The sequence below is a fragment of the Micromonospora carbonacea genome, from assembly GCF_014205165.1.
In the GTDB taxonomy this organism is placed as follows: domain Bacteria; phylum Actinomycetota; class Actinomycetes; order Mycobacteriales; family Micromonosporaceae; genus Micromonospora; species Micromonospora carbonacea.
Window position 1 is genome coordinate 6,554,760 of sequence record NZ_JACHMZ010000001.1, and the last position, 20,086, is coordinate 6,574,845.

At 74.5% G+C, this 20,086-nt stretch carries 20 protein-coding genes; 10 read left to right on the top strand and 10 right to left on the bottom strand.

Translation table 11 applies throughout. The annotated features are described in order from the left end of the window. Window positions 1–27 precede the first annotated feature (27 nt). Window positions 28–827 (bottom strand): IS5 family transposase gene (locus HDA31_RS27350; RefSeq protein ID WP_178067048.1). Its coding sequence is split into 2 segments (ribosomal slippage): window positions 28–491 and window positions 491–827, totalling 801 coding nucleotides; the frame shifts between segments, so codons are not numbered across the junction. Window positions 828–945: 118 nt separating this feature from the next. Continuing rightward, window positions 946–1,338, bottom strand: coding sequence for a PPOX class F420-dependent oxidoreductase (locus tag HDA31_RS27355; protein ID WP_074475284.1), 393 nt, complete (start codon window positions 1,336–1,338; stop codon window positions 946–948). A 164-nt stretch (window positions 1,339–1,502) separates the two neighbouring features. Between HDA31_RS27355 and HDA31_RS27360 the strand changes: the two genes are divergently transcribed. The 5 genes from HDA31_RS27360 (at window position 1,503) to HDA31_RS27380 (ending at window position 6,681) form a co-directional block, all read left to right on the top strand. Then, window positions 1,503–2,168: an FKBP-type peptidyl-prolyl cis-trans isomerase gene (locus HDA31_RS27360; RefSeq protein WP_074475285.1), complete on the top strand. Its 666-nt coding sequence runs from the start codon at window positions 1,503–1,505 to the stop codon at window positions 2,166–2,168. A gap of 156 nt (window positions 2,169–2,324) precedes the next feature. Next, window positions 2,325–3,149, top strand: coding sequence for an SCO6745 family protein (locus HDA31_RS27365; protein WP_074475390.1), 825 nt, complete (start codon window positions 2,325–2,327; stop codon window positions 3,147–3,149). Window positions 3,150–3,310: 161 nt separating this feature from the next. Next, entirely contained in the window at window positions 3,311–3,964 is a 654-nt protein-coding gene (locus HDA31_RS27370) for an HAD family hydrolase (RefSeq protein WP_091283094.1), read from the top strand. A 111-nt stretch (window positions 3,965–4,075) separates the two neighbouring features. Continuing rightward, a complete protein-coding gene (locus tag HDA31_RS27375) occupies window positions 4,076–5,212 on the top strand; it encodes a glutathione-independent formaldehyde dehydrogenase (protein WP_074475287.1) in 1,137 nt (378 codons plus the stop codon). A 443-nt stretch (window positions 5,213–5,655) separates the two neighbouring features. Then, window positions 5,656–6,681, top strand: coding sequence for an NADPH:quinone reductase (locus tag HDA31_RS27380; protein ID WP_178063029.1), 1,026 nt, complete (start codon window positions 5,656–5,658; stop codon window positions 6,679–6,681). Window positions 6,682–6,901: 220 nt separating this feature from the next. On the opposite strand, the gene HDA31_RS27385 is transcribed toward HDA31_RS27380, so the two are convergent. Further along, window positions 6,902–8,551: a fatty acid--CoA ligase gene (locus HDA31_RS27385; RefSeq protein ID WP_246384290.1), complete on the bottom strand. Its 1,650-nt coding sequence runs from the start codon at window positions 8,549–8,551 to the stop codon at window positions 6,902–6,904. A 56-nt stretch (window positions 8,552–8,607) separates the two neighbouring features. Between HDA31_RS27385 and HDA31_RS27390 the strand changes: the two genes are divergently transcribed. After that, the gene (locus HDA31_RS27390) at window positions 8,608–9,099 is read left to right on the top strand and encodes an NUDIX domain-containing protein (protein WP_074475290.1); all 492 of its coding nucleotides are present in this window, start codon (window positions 8,608–8,610) and stop codon (window positions 9,097–9,099) included. 33 nt (window positions 9,100–9,132) lie between these two features. On the opposite strand, the gene HDA31_RS27395 is transcribed toward HDA31_RS27390, so the two are convergent. Together HDA31_RS27395 and HDA31_RS27400 are read right to left on the bottom strand one after the other, a co-directional pair. Further along, complete coding sequence (locus HDA31_RS27395; protein WP_178063028.1) at window positions 9,133–10,803, bottom strand: MDR family MFS transporter; 1,671 nt, start codon at window positions 10,801–10,803, stop codon at window positions 9,133–9,135. A gap of 61 nt (window positions 10,804–10,864) precedes the next feature. Then, window positions 10,865–11,416 carry a type 1 glutamine amidotransferase domain-containing protein gene (locus HDA31_RS27400; protein ID WP_178063027.1) on the bottom strand — a complete coding sequence of 184 codons (552 nt, stop codon included), beginning with the start codon at window positions 11,414–11,416 and terminating at the stop codon, window positions 10,865–10,867. Between the two features lie 101 nt (window positions 11,417–11,517). Here HDA31_RS27400 and rfaE2 point away from each other — a divergent pair, with 101 nt between their 5' ends. Beyond that, window positions 11,518–13,578 (top strand): D-glycero-beta-D-manno-heptose 1-phosphate adenylyltransferase, encoded by a 2,061-nt coding sequence (rfaE2, locus tag HDA31_RS27405; protein ID WP_178063026.1) that lies wholly within the window; start codon window positions 11,518–11,520, stop codon window positions 13,576–13,578. Beyond that, window positions 13,575–14,480, top strand: coding sequence for a glycosyltransferase family 2 protein (locus tag HDA31_RS27410; RefSeq protein ID WP_178063025.1), 906 nt, complete (start codon window positions 13,575–13,577; stop codon window positions 14,478–14,480). Before rfaE2 ends, HDA31_RS27410 begins: the two co-directional genes overlap by 4 nt. 45 nt (window positions 14,481–14,525) lie before the next feature. On the opposite strand, the gene HDA31_RS27415 is transcribed toward HDA31_RS27410, so the two are convergent. From HDA31_RS27415 to HDA31_RS27425, 3 genes are read right to left on the bottom strand one after another with little or no spacing between them, the layout of a single operon-like run. Then, on the bottom strand, window positions 14,526–15,659 hold the full coding sequence (locus tag HDA31_RS27415; protein WP_246384288.1) for a glycosyltransferase family 9 protein: 1,134 nt from the start codon (window positions 15,657–15,659) through the stop codon (window positions 14,526–14,528). A 14-nt stretch (window positions 15,660–15,673) separates the two neighbouring features. Then, complete coding sequence (locus HDA31_RS27420) at window positions 15,674–16,243, bottom strand: Hsp20/alpha crystallin family protein (protein ID WP_178063024.1); 570 nt, start codon at window positions 16,241–16,243, stop codon at window positions 15,674–15,676. Next, complete coding sequence (locus tag HDA31_RS27425) at window positions 16,240–16,746, bottom strand: DUF2231 domain-containing protein (RefSeq protein WP_074475296.1); 507 nt, start codon at window positions 16,744–16,746, stop codon at window positions 16,240–16,242. Before HDA31_RS27425 ends, HDA31_RS27420 begins: the two co-directional genes overlap by 4 nt. A 210-nt stretch (window positions 16,747–16,956) precedes the next feature. Here HDA31_RS27425 and HDA31_RS27430 point away from each other — a divergent pair, with 210 nt between their 5' ends. Beyond that, window positions 16,957–17,574, top strand: a complete 618-nt coding sequence (locus HDA31_RS27430; protein ID WP_178063023.1) for a pyridoxamine 5'-phosphate oxidase family protein — start codon at window positions 16,957–16,959, stop codon at window positions 17,572–17,574. A gap of 66 nt (window positions 17,575–17,640) precedes the next feature. On the opposite strand, the gene HDA31_RS27435 is transcribed toward HDA31_RS27430, so the two are convergent. Continuing rightward, window positions 17,641–18,909, bottom strand: coding sequence for a serine hydrolase domain-containing protein (locus HDA31_RS27435; protein WP_178063022.1), 1,269 nt, complete (start codon window positions 18,907–18,909; stop codon window positions 17,641–17,643). Between the two features lie 125 nt (window positions 18,910–19,034). On the opposite strand from HDA31_RS27435, the gene HDA31_RS27440 reads away from it, so the two are divergent. Beyond that, the gene (locus HDA31_RS27440; protein ID WP_178063021.1) at window positions 19,035–19,520 is read left to right on the top strand and encodes a GNAT family N-acetyltransferase; all 486 of its coding nucleotides are present in this window, start codon (window positions 19,035–19,037) and stop codon (window positions 19,518–19,520) included. On the opposite strand, the gene HDA31_RS27445 is transcribed toward HDA31_RS27440, so the two are convergent. Continuing rightward, window positions 19,521–20,060 (bottom strand): DUF4240 domain-containing protein, encoded by a 540-nt coding sequence (locus HDA31_RS27445; RefSeq protein ID WP_246384287.1) that lies wholly within the window; start codon window positions 20,058–20,060, stop codon window positions 19,521–19,523. Between the last annotated feature and the right edge of the window lie 26 nt (window positions 20,061–20,086).

A 20,086-nucleotide genomic window follows, 5' to 3' on the forward strand; every position in this document is an offset into this window, starting at 1 on the left:
CTTCTCACCACAGCCTGTTAAGAACTCCTAACTCTGGGTGCGTTGGAGTTGGCGCCAGCAGATGAGGGCGCAGGCGAGGCTGAGGAAGGCTTCGTGGATGTCGTCGCGGATTTCCCAGCGGATGCGCAGGCGGCGGAACCAGTGCAGCCAGGCGATGGTGCGTTCCACGACCCAGCGTTGGGTGCCGAGGCCGGAGCCGTGGGGTGTGCCGCGTCGGGCGATGACCGGGGTGACGCCGCGGGCCCGGACTTGTTGGCGGTGGCTGTCGTAGTCGTAGCCCCGATCGGCGTACAGCCGGTCGGGGCGACGCCGTGGTGGCCCTGGCCGGCCGCCGATCGCGGGGATGGCGTCGAGCAGGGCGGTGGTCTGGGTGGAGTCGTGTCTGTTCCCGCTGGTCAGTGTGATGGCGAGGGGGATGCCGCCGGCGTCGGTGATGACGTGGTGTTTCGAGCCAGGCTTGCGGCGGTCGACCGGGCTCGGACCGGTTTTGGGCCGCCTTTGAGCGCCCGGATGTGGGAGCCGTCGATCACCGCCCTCGACAGGTCCAACTGCCCCGCGCCGCGCAGCCGGGCCAGCAGCAGCTCGTGCAACCGCTGCCACACCCCAGCCTGGTTCCAGTCGCGCAACCGGCGCCAGCAGGTCATCCCGCAGCCGAACCCGAGTTCCTTCGGTAGGTACTCCCAGGGGATCGCGGTGTAGAGCACGAACAAGATTCCGCACAACACCTTCCGGTCATCCAACGGCTTACGCCCCGGGTACCGGCTGCGGCGTGGTGGGCGGGGTGGCAACAGCGGCGCGATCTCGGCCCACAACTCGTCCGAGACGATCCACGGCGGCTGCTCACCCCTCCTCACGTTCAGACGGAACGACCCTCACATCCAGTCGGTTACGCCCAACTCATTAAGTTAGGACCTCTAAGAAGGGGCCCTTCCTTGCAAGCGGGGGTCAGCCGCGGCCGAGCTTTTGGGTCGGGGTGATCCGGACGATCACCCGCACCTCGCCGGGCTGCCCGAACGGGTAGGTGTCCTGGCCGAGATATTTCTGCGCCATCCTGTCGATGTGCGCGTCGGCCCCCTCCTCGACGAACTCGGCGGTGCCCTTGACCCACAGGGTGCGGAAGTCGTTGGCCTTGTCCACCACGGAGACGGCCACGACCGGGTTCCGCTGGATGTTGGTGTACTTCTGCCGCCCCTTGGCGGTGTTGAACACGATGTGCTCGCCGTCCGTGTCCACCCAGACCGGCGTGACGTGCGGGCTGCCGTCGGGCTCGATGGTGGCCACGTGGGCGAGCTGCGGTTCGGCCAGCAGGGCCAGGTCTTCTTCGGTGAGGATCGCCATGGTCGAAAAGCTACCCCCGTCGACGCCCGCGCGCCGGCAACCGCAGCCCGCCGGACCGGTACGGGTGGCGGCCGAGGCAGCACCGTGGGCAGCAGGGCGGGTACCGTGTGCGCTGGCCTCGGCAGCGGCCGCCGGGCCCCCCACCTCTTGATCAGGGAGTCGACGTGAGCGAGCGTGTGCAGAACCGGTCGGCGGGCCAGGGCCCGGGCAAGGCGGAGCGGCGGCTGGCCGCCCAGCTGGCGGCGAAGAAGGCCGCCGAGAAGAAGCGCCGCCTCCAGTCGATCGTCGGCGCGCTCGCCGGTGTCGCCGTCGTCGGCGTGCTGATCACCGTGTTCGTGGTGGTCAACCAGGGTAAGGACGACGCGCCGGAGGAGGTCGCCTCCGCCCCGTCGGCGACCGCGCCGGCCGAGGAGCAGCCCCCCAGCGCGCCGCCCGCCCCGCAGCTTCCCGAGGGGTCGGACCCGGCGCTGGCCACCAAGCCGAAGGTCGAGGCGGGCAAGGGCGAGCTGAAGAAGCTCACCGTCAAGACGCTGATCGAGGGCAAGGGCGCGGCGGTGAAGGCCGGGCAGCAGATCACCACCAACTACGTGGGCGTGTTCTACGCCGACGGCAAGGAGTTCGACGCCTCCTGGAACAGCGGCCAGCCGGCCACCTTCCCGATCGGCGTCGGCCAGGTCATCAAGGGTTGGGACCAGGGCCTCGTCGGGGTCAAGGTGGGCAGCCGGGTGCAACTCGACATCCCCGCCGACCTGGCGTACGGCAACGACTCCTCGGGCGGCCGGCCGGCCGGCCCGCTGCGGTTCGTCGTCGACGTGCTCGCCGCGCAGTAGCCCGCACCTGGTGCGGTAGTTCACAGGAGTCTTCTTCCCGTCGCCTACGACCAGTAGGTTCGGGGTCACCGTGGGCGGTCCCGCCCGCCGCACGGTGACCCCATCGACGCGGAGGTGCACGTGGCGGCGCTGGACGATCCGGGGCTCGCCCGGCTGATGTGGACGCACTTCGAGCCGGTCCACACGGTGACCTACTTCCATCCGCGGGCGCGGGCGGCGTTCGAGGCGGTCGGGCTGCGCGGCTTCTGGCGGGGCTACTTCGCGGGCCGGGTCGCCCCGCTGGGCGCCGTGGAGGCCGCCCCGGTGGTGGCCGCGTTCTTCAGCTTCGCCCCGCCCGTGGTGGCGCGGGCGGTGCCGGCGGTGTGGCAGTTGGTGACGCCGGCCGAGGCGCTACGGGCCCGGCTCACCGGCGCCGTGCAGGCGCTCGCGGAGCTGGCGTACGAGCTGCCGGAGCGGCACCTCGCCGAGGCCGCCGAGCTGTTGGAGGAGGCCGCCGGCGCGGCGCGGCCGGAGGGCCGGGTGCTGGGTGCGGCCAACGCCGCCCTGCCGGCCGCCGAATACCCGCTGGCCCGGCTGTGGCAGGCCGCGACGACGCTGCGGGAGCACCGGGGCGACGGGCACATCGCGGCGCTGGTCGCCGCCGGCCTGGACCCGGTGGAGACGCTCGCCTGGCGGGTCGCCGAGGGCATGCCGGAGCTGAACCTGCTGGGCCGGGGCTGGTCGCCGCAGGAGTGGGAGGCGGCGGCCGGGCGGCTCGTCGAGCGCGGCTGGCTGACCGGGGACGGGAAGCCGACCGAGCACGGCCGGGCGGAGTTCCGGGCGGTCGAGGACGCCACCGACGTGGCCGCCCTGCACCCGTGGCAGGCGCTCGGCGCGGAGCGCACCGACCGGCTGCGGGAGCTGCTGGAGCCGTTGGCCCGGGCCGGGCACACGGTGATCCCGCCGGAGAACCCGATCCGCCTGCCGCCGCTGCCGGCCTGAAACCCCGGGGCCGCGGCGCACGCCGCCGGACCGCCGCCGAGCTGCCGGTGGCGGGCCACCCGCCGTCGACGAACGGCCGGTAGCGGACCACCCGCCGTCGACGAGCTGGTAGCGGGCCGCCCCGGAGGGCGGGCTGCCGGCGGTTCGGGCAGGATGGTGCCGTGGCGGATGCGGTGGTCTTCGACCTGGACGGCGTGATCGTGGACTCCGAGCCGGTCTGGGAGGAGGTGCGCCGGGCGTACGTGGCGACGCACGGCGGCACCTGGCAGCCCGACACCCAGCGGCGGCTGATGGGGATGAGCACGGGCGAGTGGGCCCGCTACCTCAGCGGCGAGCTGGGCGTCGACCGGACGGCCGAGCAGGTGGCCGTCGAGGTGGTCGACGAGATGGCCCGGCGGTACGCCGAGCGCGTCCCGGTGATCGACGGGGCCGACGAGGTGGTGCGCCGGCTGGCGGCGCGGTGGCCGTTGGGGCTGGCCAGCTCCTCGCCGACGCGGCTGATCGCGGCGGCGCTGGCGGCGACGGGCCTGACGGAGGCGTTCGGCGCGACCCTGTCGACGGAGGAGACCGAGCGGGGCAAGCCGGCCCCGGACGTCTACCTGGAGGTGGCCCGGCGGCTCGGCGTCGATCCGGCGCGCTGCGTGGCGGTGGAGGACTCCTCGAACGGGGTGCGGTCGGCCGCCGCGGCGGGGATGCGGGTGGTGGCGGTGCCGCACGGGGCGTACCCGTTGGATCCGGACGCCGAGGCGCTCGCAGCCGTGGTGCTGCCGGCGGTGGGTGACCTGACGCCGGAGGTCGTCGCCGGCCTCGGCTGACTGCGGGCCGGTGGCGCGGCCAGGGGGCCGGGCCGGCGGATCAGGCGGATCGGCCGACCGGTCTGCCCGAATCGCGGTCTTCACCCGGCTTGCCCGCCTACCGTCGGTGGCATGAGGGCTGTGGTGTACCAGGGGCCGCACGAGGTGGCGGTGAACGAGGTCCCCGATCCGCGGATCGAGGCGCCGAACGACGTGATCGTCAGGATCACCACGACCGCGATCTGCGGCTCGGACCTGCACATGTACGAGGGCCGCACGCTGGCCGAGCCGGGCATCGTCTTCGGCCACGAGAACATGGGCGTGGTGGAGGAGGTCGGGCCCGGGGTCGTGCACATCCGCAAGGGCGACCGGGTCTCGATGCCGTTCAACGTGGCGTGCGGGTTCTGCCGCAACTGCCGGGAGGGGAAGACGGGGTTCTGCCTCACGGTGAACCCGGGCTTCGCCGGGGGCGCGTACGGCTACGTCGCGATGGGGCCGTACCGGGGCGGGCAGGCCGAGTACCTGCGGGTGCCGTTCGCCGACTTCAACTGCCTGCGGCTGCCGCCCGGCACGGAGCACGAGAACGACTTCGCGATGCTTGCCGACATCTTCCCGACCGGGTATCACGGGGTGGCGATGACCGGGCTGCGCCCCGGCGAGAACATCACCGTGATGGGCGGCGGGCCGGTGGGGCTGATGGCCGCGTACTCGGCGCTGCTGATGGGCGCGGCCGAGGTGTTCCTGGTGGACAAGGTCCCCGACCGGCTGCGGCTGGCCGAGTCGATCGGCGCGATCCCGGTCGACTTCACCGCCGGCGACCCCGTGGAGCAGATCCGCGAGCAGACCGACGGGGTCGGCACCGACCGGGGAGTGGACGCGGTGGGCTACCAGGCGTCCGGGGCGGGCGGCGAGGAGCACCCGGCGGCGGTGCTGAACAGCCTCGTGGAGGTCGTCCGGCCGACCGGGTCGCTCGGGGTGGTCGGGCTGTACCTGGCGCACGACCCGGGCGCGCCGGACGAGCGGGCGGGCCGGGGCGAACTGGTGTTCAAGGTCGGCAAGTTCTTCGAGAAGGGCCTGCGGATGGGGACGGGGCAGGCCAACGTGAAGTCGTACAACGAGTACCTGCGGAACATGATCATGGCGGGGCGGGCGAAGCCGAGCTTCGTGGTGAGCAAGGAGCTGCCGCTGGCCGACGCGCCGGAGGCGTACCAGCGCTTCGACAAGCGGGAGGCCGGCTACTCGAAGGTGGTGCTGAAGCCGGCCGCATAGGCCGGCCCGGCGCGGGCGGTGGATCCGGCCGGATGGCCACCCCGCCCCCGCGCCGGGCTCAGATCGCCCGGCTCCGGCTCGTCCACGGCAGCCGCCGCCCGGCCGGATCCCCGGAGGCCGGCGGTGGTTCCGGGCGCGATGGTTCCGGGCGCGATGATGCTGGGCGCGGTGGTTCGGCACGCGGCGGTGCGAGGCGTCCCGCCCCCGAACTCGGCCGGTCCGCCCCCGGCACCGGCCGGGCCGCGCCCGGCGCGGCCCGGCCCGTCGGGGGCGGCGTCACGCCCGTCACCGGTTTGTCCCGCATCAGCACTCCCCTACCTCCGTGTACCTGGCTATACGGTTCCGGTGGCGGGCGGGATCGGAATGAAGCGAGATCACCCGGGTAGCGGACGGGGGTGGGCCCGCGCCGGGCCCGCCGCAGGCGAGGGTGAGGAGAGACGGCGATGCGGGCGATCGTGTACGAGAGCAACGGCGACGCCTCGGTGCTGCGCCTGGTCGACCGGCCGGTGCCGGAGCCGGGGCCCGGCGAGGTGCTCGTCCGGGTGGCCGTCTCCGGGGTGAACCCGACCGACTGGAAGGCCCGCCGGGCCACGCCCCCGCCGGCGGGCTGGCAGATCCCCGGCCAGGACGGCGCCGGGGTGGTGGAGGCGGTCGGGGCGGGGGTCGACCGGCACCTGATCGGCGAGCGGGTGTGGCTCTGGGAGGCCGCCTGGCAACGCCCGTGGGGCACCGCCGCCGAGTACACGGTGGTGCCGGTCCGGCAGGCGGTGCCCCTCGGCGACGCCTCCTTCGACGTGGGGGCGGCCCTGGGCATCCCGTTCCTCACCGCGCACCGCTGCCTCACCGCCGGGGAGACGATGCCGGGCCGGCTGCACCCCGGGGCGCTCGCCGACCACACCGTGCTGGTGCAGGGCGGGGCGGGCGCGGTCGGCAACGCGGCGATCCAGCTCGCCCGCTGGGCCGACGCCACCGTCGTCGCCACCGTCAGCAGCGCGGAGAAGGCCAACCTCGCGGCGGCGGCCGGCGCGTCGTTCGTCGTGAACTACCGGGAGCAGGACGTCGTCGAGGAGGTCCGCAGGATCGCCCCGGACGGCGTGCACACGATCGTCGAGGTGTCGGCGGCGCGCAACGCGGCGACCGACGTGCAGGTGCTGCGTGCCGGCGGGGCGGTCTGTGTCTACGCCGACGACGGCGGGGGCGAGGTGACGCTGCCGATCCGGCCGCTGATGGCCCCCAACGCCCGCTGGCAGTTCGTGCTGGTCTACACCGCTCCGGCGGCGGCCAAGGCGCAGGCCGTCGCCGACGTGTCGGCGGCCGCCGCGCAGGGCGGCATCCGGGTGGGCGCGGAGGCCGGGCTGCCGCTGCACCGTCACCCGCTGGCCGCGACGGCGGCGGCCCACGCGGCGGTGGAGCACTCGGTGGTCGGCAAGGTGCTGGTCACGACGACCGGGGAGGCGGACGCCGGGTAGGGCGCGGGCGTCGACCGGGCCGGCACCGAAGTGGGGCGTTCACCGGCTGTTTTCCCCGTCGCCAGGACAGAGCCGAACAAGTTTCGCAAGAATGGAGGGGCGGGTGAACCGCCCCTGGGCGGGCGGCCCCGGCGCGGTGCGAACGCCGGGGCCGCCCTTGGGGGGAGGGAGGTCTAGGAGTACTTCCCTGCCCATTCAGGCGGCGGTGCGCCTGAAATTGTTACGGCGTCGTCAACTCCCGGACAGTCAGGCCCCCCTCGGCGTACCGGGACCGGACGACCTTCTTGTCGAACTTGCCGACGCTGGTCTTCGGCACCGCCTCGACGAACGCCCACCGTTCCGGCAGCTGCCAGCGCGCCACCGAGCCGGCCAGGAAGTCGCGCAGCGCCTCGGCGGTCACCTCGGCGCCCTCGCGGACCACCACCGTGGCCAGGGGCCGCTCGTCCCAGCGCTCGTCCGGCACGCCCACCACGCAGGCCTCCAGCACCGCCGGGTGGGCCATCAGGGCGTTCTCCAGCTCGACCGAGGAGATCCACTCGCCGCCGGACTTGATCACGTCCTTCGCCCGGTCGGTGAGGGTGAGGTAGCCGTCGGGCGACAGCGTCCCGACGTCGCCCGTGCGCAGCCAGCCGTCGCGGAACTTCTCCTCGTCCGGGGCGTCGTCGCCGACGTACCGGGCGGTCACCCACGGCCCCCGGACCTCCAGCTCCCCGACGGAGGCCCCGTCGGCGGGCAGCGGCTCGCCCAGCGGGCCCACGATCCGCGCGGCCACCCCGGCCGGGACGCGGCCCTGCGTGTAGCGGTAGCGCCAGGCGTCCTCGCCGGTCGCCCCCGCCGGTGGCCGGGCCACCGAGCCCAGCGGGGACATCTCGGTCATCCCCCAGGCGTGGATCACGTCGACGTGGTGCCGCTCGTCGAACGCGTGCATGAGGGCGGGCGGGCAGGCCGAGCCGCCGACGATGACCTCCTTCAGCGAGGAGGTGTCCACGTCGTGCGCGTCGAGGTGGGCCAGCAGGTCGGTCCAGATGGTCGGCACCGCGCCGGCCAGGGTGGGCCGCTCGGCGGCGATCATCGCGGCGATGGGGGCGGCCTGGAGGAACCGGTCCGGCATGACCAGCGACGCGCCGGAGAGGAACGCCGCGTACGGCAGCCCCCAGGACATCGCGTGGAACATCGGCACGATGGCCAGCTCCCGGTCGGTCGGCCCGAGGCCGAACCCCTCCGGCATGCAGATCTGCAACGAGTGCAGGTAGATCGACCGGTGCGAGTAGGCCACGCCCTTGGGGTTGCCGGTGGTCCCGGAGGTGTAGCAGAGGGCGGCGGCGTCGCGCTCGTCGACCTCCGGCCAGTCGAAGACCTCAGGCTTGCCGGCCAGCAGGGCGTCCCAGTGGTGTACGGCGATCCGGTCACCCGCCGCCGCCACCAGCGGGGCGGGGTCGCCCCCGCCGACGACCACCACGTGCCGCACCGTGGCCAGCTCGCCGATGACCCGGGCCAGCAGCGGGATCAGCGTCGAGTCGACAAGCACCACCCGGTCCTGCGCGTGGTTGGCGATGTAGGCGACCTGGTCGGGGAAGAGCCGCAGGTTCAGCGTGTGCAGCACCGCGCCCATGCTGGGCACCGCGAAGTAGGCCACCAGGTGCTCGTTGTTGTTCCACATGAACGTGGCGACCCGCTCGTCGCCGGTCACCCCGCACTCGTCGCGCAGCGCGTGGGCCAGCCGGGCCGCCGCCCGCCCCACCTCGGCGTACGACATGCGCCGCGGCTCGCCGCCGGTCCAGGTGACCACCTCGGCGGCGCCGTGCACCGTGGCGCCGTGTTCGAGGATCCGGGCGACCTGGAGCGGGGCGTCCATCATCGTGCTACGCATGGGTAACAAGCTAGTGTCGGCGGTCATCCGTTGGGAACCCCCGTTAGGTTGTCCGGGTGAGCATCTCCTGGGCCGACTCGTACGTGGGGCAGCTTCGCGCCCTCGCCGGTGACCGCACCCTGATGTTCGTCGGCGCTCGCGCGGTGGTCCGCGACAGCGCCGGCCGGGTGCTGCTGATCCAACGCTCCGACAACGGCCACTGGGCCATGCCGGCCGGCGCGATGGAGCTGGGCGAGTCGATCGCCGACTGCGCGGTACGCGAGGTGCGCGAGGAGACGGGGCTGCGCGCCCTGCGGGTGGGGGCGTTCGCCCTCTACACCGGACCGGACCGGATCACCACCAACATGTTCGGCCACACCTACCAGCTCTTCACCGTCGCCTTCCGCGTCGAGGACTGGGACGGCGAGCTGGTCCGGGTCACCGACGAGACCACCGACGCCGGCTTCTTCCACCGCGACCGGTTCCCCGCCCCGCTGTCGGCCTCCGTCACCGAGACCCTCGCCGACCTGGACGTCTTCGAGCAGGCCAACCGCCTCATCCTCAAGTAGCCGGGGCCGGGGCCCGGCCGCGCGGGGAGGGGCTCACAGCATCGTCTGGCTCTTGGCCTCCATCTCGGCGGCGGCCTCGTCGCGCGACTCCTTCGCCAGCGGCTTGCCGCCCGGCGCGGGGGCCTTCCCGCCCAGCGGGTCGGCCCCGCCCGTCGCGCCGCGCGGCCCCGCCCCGCGCAGCTTCTCGTTCGGCAGCGCCAGGGTCACCAGCACCGCCACGACGGCGATCAGCCCGGTGGTGAGGAAGACCAGGTGCAGCGACTCCACGAAGGCGGCCTGGATGGCGGCGCGCACCGGGCCGGGCAGGGCCAGGATCGTCGCCGGGTCGTTGATCGACACGTCCGCGCCGCCGCCGGCCAGCACCGCCGCCCGCTGCTGCGGCGGGAGCTGCGCGAGCGCGGCCGGCATCCGGGCGGCGAGCTGGTCGGCGAGCCGGGACGACAGCACCGCACCGAGGATCGCCACCCCGAACGAGCCGCCCAGCGACCGGAAGAACGTCGCCGAGGAGGTGCCCGCGCCGAGGTCGCGGGGGCCCACCGAGTTCTGCACGGCGAGGATCAGCGACTGCATCGACAGCCCCAGCCCGACGCCGATGACCGTCAGGTAGCCGAACGCCAGCCACAGCGACGTGTCGACGGCCAGGCGGGTGAACAGCAGCATGCCGGCGAGCAGCACCGCCGACCCGGCGACGGGGAACCACTTGTACCGGCCGATCCGGGTCATCGCCCGGCCGGTGAGGATCGAGGTGACGATGATGCCGGCCATCATCGGCAGCATGAGCAGGCCGCTGCGGGTCGGCGAGGCGCCCTTGACGATCTGGAGATACAGCGGGATGAAGATGATCGACCCGAACATCACCAGGCCGAGGACGAAACCCGCCCCGTTGGCCAGCGCGAACGTCCGGCTGCGGAACAGCCGCAGCGGCAGGATCGGCTCGGCGACCCGGGCCTCCTGGAGCAGGAAGAGCCCGCCCAGCACCGCACCGGCCGCGAACAGCCCGATGATCACGGCGGAGCCCCAGGCGTACGAGGTGCCGCCCCAGCTCAACGCGAGCAGCAGGCAGCTCACCCCGGCGACCAGCAGCGCCGCGCCGAGCCAGTCGATCGCGTGCTCCCGCCGCTGGAACGGGATGAGCCGCATGACGTGGTAGCAGACCACGATGGCCAGGATCGCCAGCGGCACGTTCAGGTAGAAGATCCACCGCCAGTTGGCCTCGGCGAAGTAGCCGCCGACCAGCGGCCCGGCCACCGAGGCGATGCCGAACACCGCCCCGAACAGGCCCTGGTAGCGACCGCGTTCCCGGGGCGACACCACGTCCGAGATGATCGTGAAGGCGAGCGTCATCAGGCCGCCCGCGCCGAGGCCCTGCACGCCCCGGGTCACGATCAACTGGGTCATGTCCTGCGACAGCCCGGCGAGCAGCGAGCCGAGCAGGAACGTCCCGATGGAGAAGAGGAACACCGGCCGGCGGCCGTACAGGTCGGCCATCTTGCCGTACAGCGGGGTGGAGGCGGTGGAGGCGAGCAGGTACGCGGTGACCACCCACGAGTAGTGGTCGATCCCGCCCAGCTCGCCGACGATGGTGGGCAGCGCCGCGCCGACGATGGTCTGGTCCAGCGCGGCGAGCAGCATGCCCGTCATCAGGCCGAACATGAGCAGGCGTAGCTGCCGGGGGTGCAACACCGGGCTTTCTTGCGTGGTCATCCCGCCTTCTATCCCGCCCGGCGCGGATCATGCCGGCCGGGCGGGAAGAAGCGTGCCGCGCTCAGTGCCGGCCCTCGGCGAACTCCTCGACGATCTTGGCGCAGAAGGCCGGCAGGTCGTCCGGCTTGCGGCTGCTGACCAGCCCGTCGTCCGTGACGACCGGCTCGTCGACCCAGGTCGCGCCCGCGTTCGTCAGGTCGGTGCGCAGGCTCGGCCACGAGGTGATCCGGCGGCCCCGCACCACGTCCGCCTCGACCAGCGTCCACGGGCCGTGGCAGATCACCCCGACCGGCTTGCCCGCGTCGAAGAACGCCCGCACGAACCGGACCGCGTCCGGGTCGGTGCGCAGGAAGTCCGGGTTCGCCACCCCGCCGGGCAGCACCAGGCCGTCGTACCGGTCGGCGTCCGCGTCGGCCACGGTCGCCTCCACGTCGTACGTCCCGCCGTGGTCCAGATGGTCGAATGCCTGGATCTTGCCCGGCTTGAGCGAGACCAGCTCGGCCGTCGCCCCGGCGTTCTCGACCGCCTCGCGTGGTCGGGTGTACTCGACCTCCTCCACGCCGTCGGTGGCGAGGAAGGCGATCCGCCTGCCGTGCAGTGTCGTCGCTGCCATGTCGTGTCTCTCCTCTCCGGGGTTCCCCTGGACGGTTCCCGGGCCCCGCCGCCCGAAACCGGCCAGGTTTGATCGCACGGGTCGGGGGGACCCGGGGTGACATGGCAGGAGCAGCAGCGGAAGAGCGCCGGCTCGCCACCGTCGTGGAGAGCTGGCTGGGCCGCCCCGTGCTGGTGATCGGCGACGCCATGCTCGACGAGTGGCGGTTCGCCGAGTCCGACCGGCTCTGCCGGGAGGCCCCGGCCCCCGTCCTCACCCTGCGCCGGCGCATCTCGGCGGCCGGCGGGGCGGCGAACACCGCCGTCAACGTGGCCGCCCTCGGCGGACGGGCGGTGCTGGTCGCCCCGGTCGGCGCGGACGTCGCCGGGGACGAGCTGCACGACTGCCTCGACCGGGCCGGGGTCTGGGACCGCACGGTCGCCCAGCCCGGCCGGCACACCCCGGTGAAGCGGCGGATGCTCGCGGGCAACCAGATCCTGCTGCGCGAGGACTCCGGCGACCCCGACGACGCGCTCGACACCGACGGGGTGCAGCGGCTGCTGACCGCGCTGGAATGCGCCACCGAGGAGCTGCGGGCCGCCGCCGGCGGCGAGACGCCCACCCTGGTCGTCTGCGACTACGGGCTGGGCGCGCTGCCTGCGCCCGTCCGCGCCTGGCTGGTCGCCGCCCGCGACCGGTACGCCACGATCGCCCTCGACGCGCACGACCTGGCCGACTGGCGAGGGCTCGCGCCGACCGTGGTCACCCCGAGCTTCGCGGAGGCGACCCGGCTGCTCGCCCGCGCCGCCTCGCGTACCGACTCGCACCTGCACCTGGACCACCCGGCGGCCGACCCGACGGACGGGCCCTCGGAGCTGAGCGTGGGCACCGCGCCGGGCGCGGCGGGTTCCCCGGCGGTCTCCGCGCCGGCCGGGATGCCGGGGGCCGGGGCGCGAGGGGCCGAAGTGCCGGGGGCCGGAGTACCGGGGGCCGGAGTACCGGGGGCCGGAGTACCGGGGGCCGGAGTACCGGGGGCCGGAGTACCGGGGGCCGCGCCGCCGCCGGCCGGGACGTCGCTCGGCCCGCCCACCGGCGGGACCGGCGAGCCGACGCCCGGCGAGGACCGGGTGGCGATGACCGGCGACGGGCTCAGCGTCACCGGGACCGGCGTGACCGTGAGCGCGCTGGCCGGCGAGGGGGTGGACCGGGCCGTGCTGGCCGAGGCCCGCCTCGCCGAGCTGCGCGCACACACCGGGGCGGACGTGGTCGCGGTGACCCTGGACACCGAGGGCGCGGTGGTCGGCGGCGCGGACGGTGCCTCCCGGCGCAGCCACAGCACCCCGGTCCCGGCGAGCCACGCCGTCGGCGCGGGGGACGCCTACCTGGCCGCGATGACGCTGGCGCTGGCCGCCGCCGCGCCCCTGCCGACCGCCGCGCAGCTCGCCCAGCTCGCCGCCACCATCACCGTGTCGGACACCGGCACCTGCGTGTGCCGACGGGAGGACCTGCTGCACGCGCTCGGCGCGCGCGGCGACGACGCCGGGCACCCCGTGCTGGTGGCCCCGGACGAGCTGGCGGCGATCGTGGAGGCCCAGCGCGGCGCGGGCCGGGCGGTGGTCTTCACCAACGGCTGCTTCGACGTGCTGCACCCGGGGCACGTGCGCTACCTGGAGCAGGCGCGGGCCCTCGGGGACCTGCTGGTGGTGGCGGTCAACTCCGACGGCAGCGTACGCCGGTTGAAGGGCCCGGACCGGCCGGTCAACCCGGTGGAGGACCGGGTCGCCCTGCTCGCCGCCCTGGGCTGCGTGGACCATGTGGTGATCTTCGAGGAGGACTCCCCGGCGGGCCTGATCGAGGTCGTCCGCCCCGACGTGTACGTCAAGGGCGGCGACTACCCGCCGGAGATGGTGCCGGAGGCCCCGCTGGTGCGCCGGCTCGGCGGCCAGGTCCGCACCCTCGGCTACGTGCCCGACCGGTCCACCTCCGCGATCATCGACCGCATCCGGGCGCACGGCCACCCGGCGACGCCGGTCGAGCCGGAGCAGGTCGACGCGCGCCGCCACGCGGCCGTGCCGGTCGAGCCGGAGCAGGTGGAGGCGCTCCGCCACCCGGCGACGCCGGGCGAGCCGGAGCAGGTGGACGCGCGCGGTTCCCGGGCGTCGACGCCGGGCCGGCCGGCGTGAACCGACCGGCCTCCCCCGCCTCGGGTCGCGTCGACCGACCGCTCGACCCCGGCACGACCGACGGGTTCCGCCGCGGGCGGCAGCTCGACGTGCTGATCCCGACCCGCAACCGGCCCGCCGAGCTGGCGGTCACCCTCGCCGGGCTGGCCGCCCAGGAGGGCGTCGCCGGGTTCGGCGTGGTGGTCAGCGACCAGTCCGACGGGGACCCCGCGTACGCCCACCCGGCCGCCGCGACGATGGTGCGGGCGCTGCGCCACCGGGGCCACCCGGTGCTGCTGACCCGGCGGCTGCCGCGGCGGGGGCTGGCCGAGCACCGGGCGTACCTGCTGGCCGCCTCCGCCGCCCGGTACGTGCTCTGCCTCGACGACGACGTCTGGCTGGAGCCGGGCACCCTGCGCCGGCTGGTCACCGCGATCGGCGAGCTGGGCTGCGGCTTCGTCGGCAACGCGGTGCACGGGCTGTCGTACGCCGACGACGTCCGGCCGCAGACCCACCGGCACTACGAGGAGTGGGCGGGCCGGCCGGTGCCGGAGCGGGTCCGCCCCGGCACCCCGCAGTGGCAGCGGGCGTCGATCCACTCGGCGGCGAACCTGCTGCACGTCACCGCGGGGCTGCGCCTGCCGGCGGGGGCGTGGCGGGCGTACAAGGTCTCCTGGGTCGGCGGGTGCGTGCTGTACGACCGGGCGGCGCTGGTCGACTCGGGCGGCTTCGACTTCTGGCGGCGGGTACAGCCCAACCACCAGGGCGAGGACGTGGCCGCCCAGCTCGCGGTGCTGGAGCGCCACGGCGGCGCGGGCGTCCTGCCCAGCGGCGCCTACCACCTGGAGTCGCCGACCACGGTCACCGAGCGGGACGTCGAGGCGTGGGAGGTCGTGCTCGCCGAATCACCTGAGCGGGTGTAAGAAGGGGACCCTTCTCGACCGGATGCGTTAACAGGGGGCCCTTCCTTACACCGCCAGCAGGTCGTGGGCCGCCTCCAGCACCTCGATCGCCGGCACGTCGGCGACGAACGAGTCCCGGTGCGGGCACTCGCCGTCGCCGGGGCGGTGCGGGTAGATCCCGGGGGTGCAGTCGACGCCGCAGACCGGGCAGCGCACCGTCCAGGAGGCGATCGGGCGGTGCCGGCCGCGCAGCAGGTGCCCCCCGTTGATCAGGTTGCCGATCCAGTAGACCCCCACCGTGGGGGTGCCGACGGCGGCGGCCAGGTGCAGCGGGCCGGTGTCGTTGGAGACCACCAGCGCGCAGCCGGCGTAGCAGGCGGCGAGCCCGCCGAGGCCGAGCGCGCCGACGAGCGGACGCACCGGCACGCCGGCCGCCGCGACCACCCGGTCCACCACGTCCCGTTCGGCGGGGGTGCCGGTGACCAGCACCTCGAAGCCGTCGCCGGCCAAGGCACGGGCGACCTCGGCGAACCGTTCGGCCGGCCAGCGTCGCCGCGTGTCGGTGGCCCCCGGGTGCAGGGCCACCCGGGGCCGCCCCGGCGGGCCGAGCACCCCGTCGGCCTCGGCCCGGTCGGCGGCGGTGACCGCCAGCGTGGGGACGATCCCGGCGGGCGGCGCGCCGACCAGGCCGACCACCTCCAGGTAGCGCAGCACCTCGTGCTGGTAGTAGACGTAGCGGATCCACCGGTCCAGCGGCGGGGCGTCCTCGGCGCGCAGCCCGGCGGTGACCCGCGCGCCGAGCGCGCCGACGATCGGGTTGGAGTTGCCCCCGCCGCCGTGCAGTTGCAGCGCCAGGTCGAAGCGTTCGGCGCGGGCGGCGGCCAGGAAGTCGCCCATCGGCGTCTGCGGCTCGCCCGCGACGGGCTCGCGGATGCCGGGCGCGGGCGGGACCACCAGGACCCGGTCCACCGGGCCGGGCCGGTCGCGCCAGAGCTGCGCGTGCCACGGCGCGCCGAGCAGCACGATCTCCGCCTCCGGGTACGCGGCGCGCAGCGCCTCCAGCGCGGGCAGGATGAAGATGAAGTCGCCGAGCGCGTTGGCGCGCAGCACGGCGATCCGCGCGACGCCGGGGACGCGCCCGCCGGGCGCGGCCGGTGCGGCGGCGCCGCCCAGCGGGCCGGACGTCGACGGGGTGCCCATCCCTGCCCGACCCGCTACGGCCGGTCGATCTCGTCGACGGCCGCGTCCGGGTGGTGCAGCTCCCGGTCGGCGGCCGGGTCGACGGGGGCGGGTGCGCCCGTGCCGGCGTGACCGCCGGTGCTCCCCTGCCGGCCCGCCCCCCGGTAGCCGGTGCGGCCGACGGTGATGGTGCGCGGGGTGGGCCGGGCGGCCCGGGGCAGCCGGACCCGGAGCAGCCCGTGGTCCATCACGGCGTCGATGCGGTCGGGGTCGACCCGGGCCGGGAGGCCGACGCGGTACTCGAAGCCCCGGGTCTCGAAGCCGCCGGGGATGCCCTGGTCGGCGTTGACCTCGGCCTCCGACCGGGCCCGGACGCACAGCTCCCGGTCGTCCAGCTCGACGGCCACCTCCTCGGGGGCCACGCCGGGCAGCCGGACGACGACCTCCCAGCCGTCGGCGGTCTCGCCCAGCTCCACCTCGGGCGGGCCGGACCGGCCGCCGCCGACGAGGCGGCTCAGCTCGGCGCGCAGCGACTGGAGCTCGCCCATCGGGTCCCAGCTCTGCTGCCGGCCGCGCCAGCCACGGCCGTCGGGCTGCTGGCTCATCGCACGTCTCCGATCCGCTGGCCGGCGGCCTGGGGCCGCAGCGAGCTGGGCGCGTCGAGGCCGGCGTCGGTGTCGACGCCGACGCCGAGCCGGTCGACCAGCTCGCCGCCGAGCCAGGCGCTCGCGCCGAGGATGGCCAGCGCGACGACCTCGATGGCGATCAGCGCGCCGCCGGCGGCCCGCGACTCGGCGTTGAGCCGGACCACCCAGACGGCGGCGAAGAGGAGGATCACCGCGAGGTTGGCGGCGGCGTGGGTGAGGCCCACCCGCTTGGCGCGGGTGCCGGTGGGGATGGCCAGCAGGTCGAACGCGCCGGCCGCCGCGGCCAGCAGACCGCCGATCAGGCCGACGGTGATGTTCCAGTACGCCACCTCGCCGAGGAAGGCCGGGCCGCCGACGGTGTCGACGACGTCGAAGATCACGGCGGTGACCAGCAGGCCGACCGGAAACGTGATCAGCATCGGGTGCACGGGGTGCCCGAGCACCTTGAGTCGGCTCTCCATCGCGGCCTCCGTTGGTCGTCCGTGCACGGTTGCGGGCTGGGCTGCTGGTTCTCGGCTGGACTGCTGTTCCGGCTCGGCTGCGCTGCGTGGGGCCGTACCCGGGACGGCCGGTGACAAACCTCGCGCTCGCGGCACTCGCTAGGCTCGACCCGACGGCCGGGCAGCGCCGCCGGGGCCGCCACCGGGATCAACGGTTACGGGGAGGCTGACGTGACGGTGGAGATCACCTCGCACGAGGAACTGCGCGAGCTGCTGGGCGCGCCGCTGCCCCGGGCGGTGACCAAGGAGCGGCGGGCCCTGCACGAGCGGGACCGGCAGTGGCTGGCGGCCTCGCCGTTCTGCCTGGTCGCCACGGCCGGCGCGGACGGGGCCTGCGACGTCTCGCCGAAGGGCGACCCGCCCGGCTTCGCCCTGGTCCTGGACGACACGACGATCGCGATCCCGGAGCGCCCGGGCAACCGGCGGGCGGACGGCTACCACAACATCGTGGCGAACCCGCACGTCGGGTTGATCTTCATGATCCCCGGCCGGACGGACACGCTGCGGATCAACGGCCGGGCCCGCCTGGTGCGCGACGCCCCGTTCTTCGACGACATGGTGGTCCGGGGCCACCGGCCCGTCCTGGCGATCGTCGTGGAGATCGAGCAGATCTTCTTCCACTGCGGGAAGGCGTTCCTCCGCTCGGAGCTGTGGCGGCCGGAGACCTGGCAGCCCGACGCGGTGCCGTCGCGGGCCCGGCTGGCCAAGGAGCTCGAGGTCCCGACGGAGAGCCTGGCCGACCTGGAGGCCTACTACGGCCCGGCCTACGAGCGCAAGATCTACGGCTGACGCGAGCGACGGGGAGGTGGCGGCATCCCCGTTTCCGGATGCCGCCACCTCCCCGACCCGACCGGGTTACCCGGCCACGCTGTGCAGGTCCTTGAGCACGGAGGCCGGCACCGGCTTGCCGAGCATGGCGCAGACGGACGCGTCGGTGGCGGCCATGGCCACGGTGTAGTAGCGGTCCCAGCCGGCGTTGGGCTCGGCGTCGAACGGCTCGGCGTTGGCGACGCTGACCACGGTGCGCCGGCCGTCGGCGGTCGCCAGGGCGATGCTGTGGTGGCCGAGGGTGTCGCCGCCGTGGCCCCACACCGTGCCGCACGCCGAGTCGAGCCTGATCAGCCCGAGGCCGTAGCCGCCCTTCATGGGGAAGTCCGCCGGCAGTTCGACCGTGGTCGTCATCTGCCTGAGCTGCGCGGCCGAGAACAGCTCGCCCCGCAGCACGGCGGAGAAGAACCGGGCGAGGTCGTCGGTGGTGGAGATGACGGCCCCGGCGGCGCCGCCCCAGCCGCCGATCGGCCAGGTGGCCGTGTCGACGTAGCCGGGCTGCGGGCCGGCGAGCTTCACCCCGTAGCCGTGGGCGTAGCCGGGGCCGGTGTGGACCGCGCGCGGGTCGGCGAAGTAGGTGTGCCGCAGGCCCAGCGGCGCGGCGATGCGCTGCCGCACCAGCTCCGGCAGGCCCTTGCCTGTCAGCTTCTCGATGATCATCCCGAGCAGCGTGTAGTTGGTGTTGGAGTAGGACCAGCCCGCGCCCGGGGCGAAGTTCGGCTCGTGCGCGAACGCCACGGCGAGCAGCTCCCGAGGGGTCCACACCCGCTGCGGGTCGCTCGCCAGGCCGGCCATGAAAGCCTCGTCGCCGGTGTAGCTGAACAGGCCGCTGGTGTGGTTGAGCAGCATCCGGACGGTGACGTTCCGGCCGTTCGGCACGACGCCCGGCAGATACCGGGAGACCGGCGCGTCCAGCTTGAGCTGCCCACGGTCCACCAGTTGCAGGGCGAGCACCGCCGTGAACGTCTTCGTGTTGCTGCCCGCCTCGAACTGGTCGCTGGCGGACATGCGTCGCCCGGTGGCGATGTCGGCGAGGCCGGCGGCCGTCCGGGTCACCCGGTGGCCGTCGCCGATCCGGGCCGCGTACCCGGGCGGGCCGACCGCCAGCATCCGGCGGGCGACGTCCTCCAGCACGGCGTCGCCGCCCGGCCGGGCGGCGGTGGACGCCACCGGGCGCTCGTCGGCCCCGGCCGTGGCGACCCCGGGGGCGGCCAGCACGGCTGCGGCGGTCGCCAGGATCGCGGTGGCGCGCACCAGGCGGGACTGCTTGGGGGTGGTTCTCCGCGTCGTCGTCATGCATTCGAGCATGTCGACCTTTCCGGGCCGGGTCATTGCCGCCCACTGCCCGACCGTCGTCCAGGGCACACCACCGCCCATGGTGGTGCCAGCACCACCAGCCCCGCTTCCGGTAGCGTCGCGGCGTGCTGATCCGGGAGTTCACCGACACCGACTGGCCCCGGGTGTGGGAGATCGTCGCCGGGGTCGTCCGGGCCGGGGACACCTTCACCTACGACCCGGCGATGACCAGGGAACAGGCGTACGACGTCTGGGTGGAACGCCCGCCCGGGCGGACCGTCGTGGCGGTCGACGGCGACCGGGTGCTCGGCACGGCCAAGATGGGCACCAACCGGCCGGGGCCGGGATCGCACGTGGCCACCGCGAGCTTCATGGTGGCGGCCGACGCGCGGGGGCGCGGGGTCGGCACGGCCCTGTGCCGGCACGCGCTGGACTGGGCGCGCGGGCGCGGCTACGCCGGGATGCAGTTCAACGCGGTGGCCGAAAGCAACCGTGCGGCGGTCGGGATCTACCGCCGGCTCGGCTTCGAGGTGGTCGGCACCGTGCCCGGCGCGTTCGCGCACCCGGCCCTGGGCCGGGTCGGCCTGCACGTCATGTACTGCGCGTTCTGACTATTCCCGCCAGCCGTCGGGGTTGTTGAACGACTCCCGGGAGATGCCCGACCCGGTGCGCGGCCAGTCGCCGAACCGCTTGTCGTGCAGGTGCGCGAAAAGGTAGCAGAGGCTCTCGCACTCGGCGTCGGTGACCGCCAGGGCGGGGTTGGCCCGCACCGCCTCGTAGAACTCGCGGCCGAGGGCGACGATGTGGCCCCGGGCGTAGAGGAAGCCGTCGTCGGAGCCGTCGGTGACGGCGTGGACGTCGGCGCGGTCGAGGTCGTAGAGCTTCCGCTCGACCACCCGGTCCAGGGCGGTCAGCTCCTCGCTCGACAGGTCGGCGGCGAGGGCACAGAGCTGTTCGACGAACGGGCTCAACCACTCGTCGAGGGCGTCCGGGTCGACGTCGTCGGCCGCCGGGTCCCGCTCCCGCAGGGCCCGGCGCAGCGCCGCCGGCTCGGGGCCCAGCCGCTCCCACGCGGCCTCCACCATGGCCCAGAACCGGGCCTCGTCCTCGACACCTGGCAGCTTCGCGGCGCCGTCCACCGAAACACTCATGGGCCGCAGGCTAGCGGTAGGCCCCG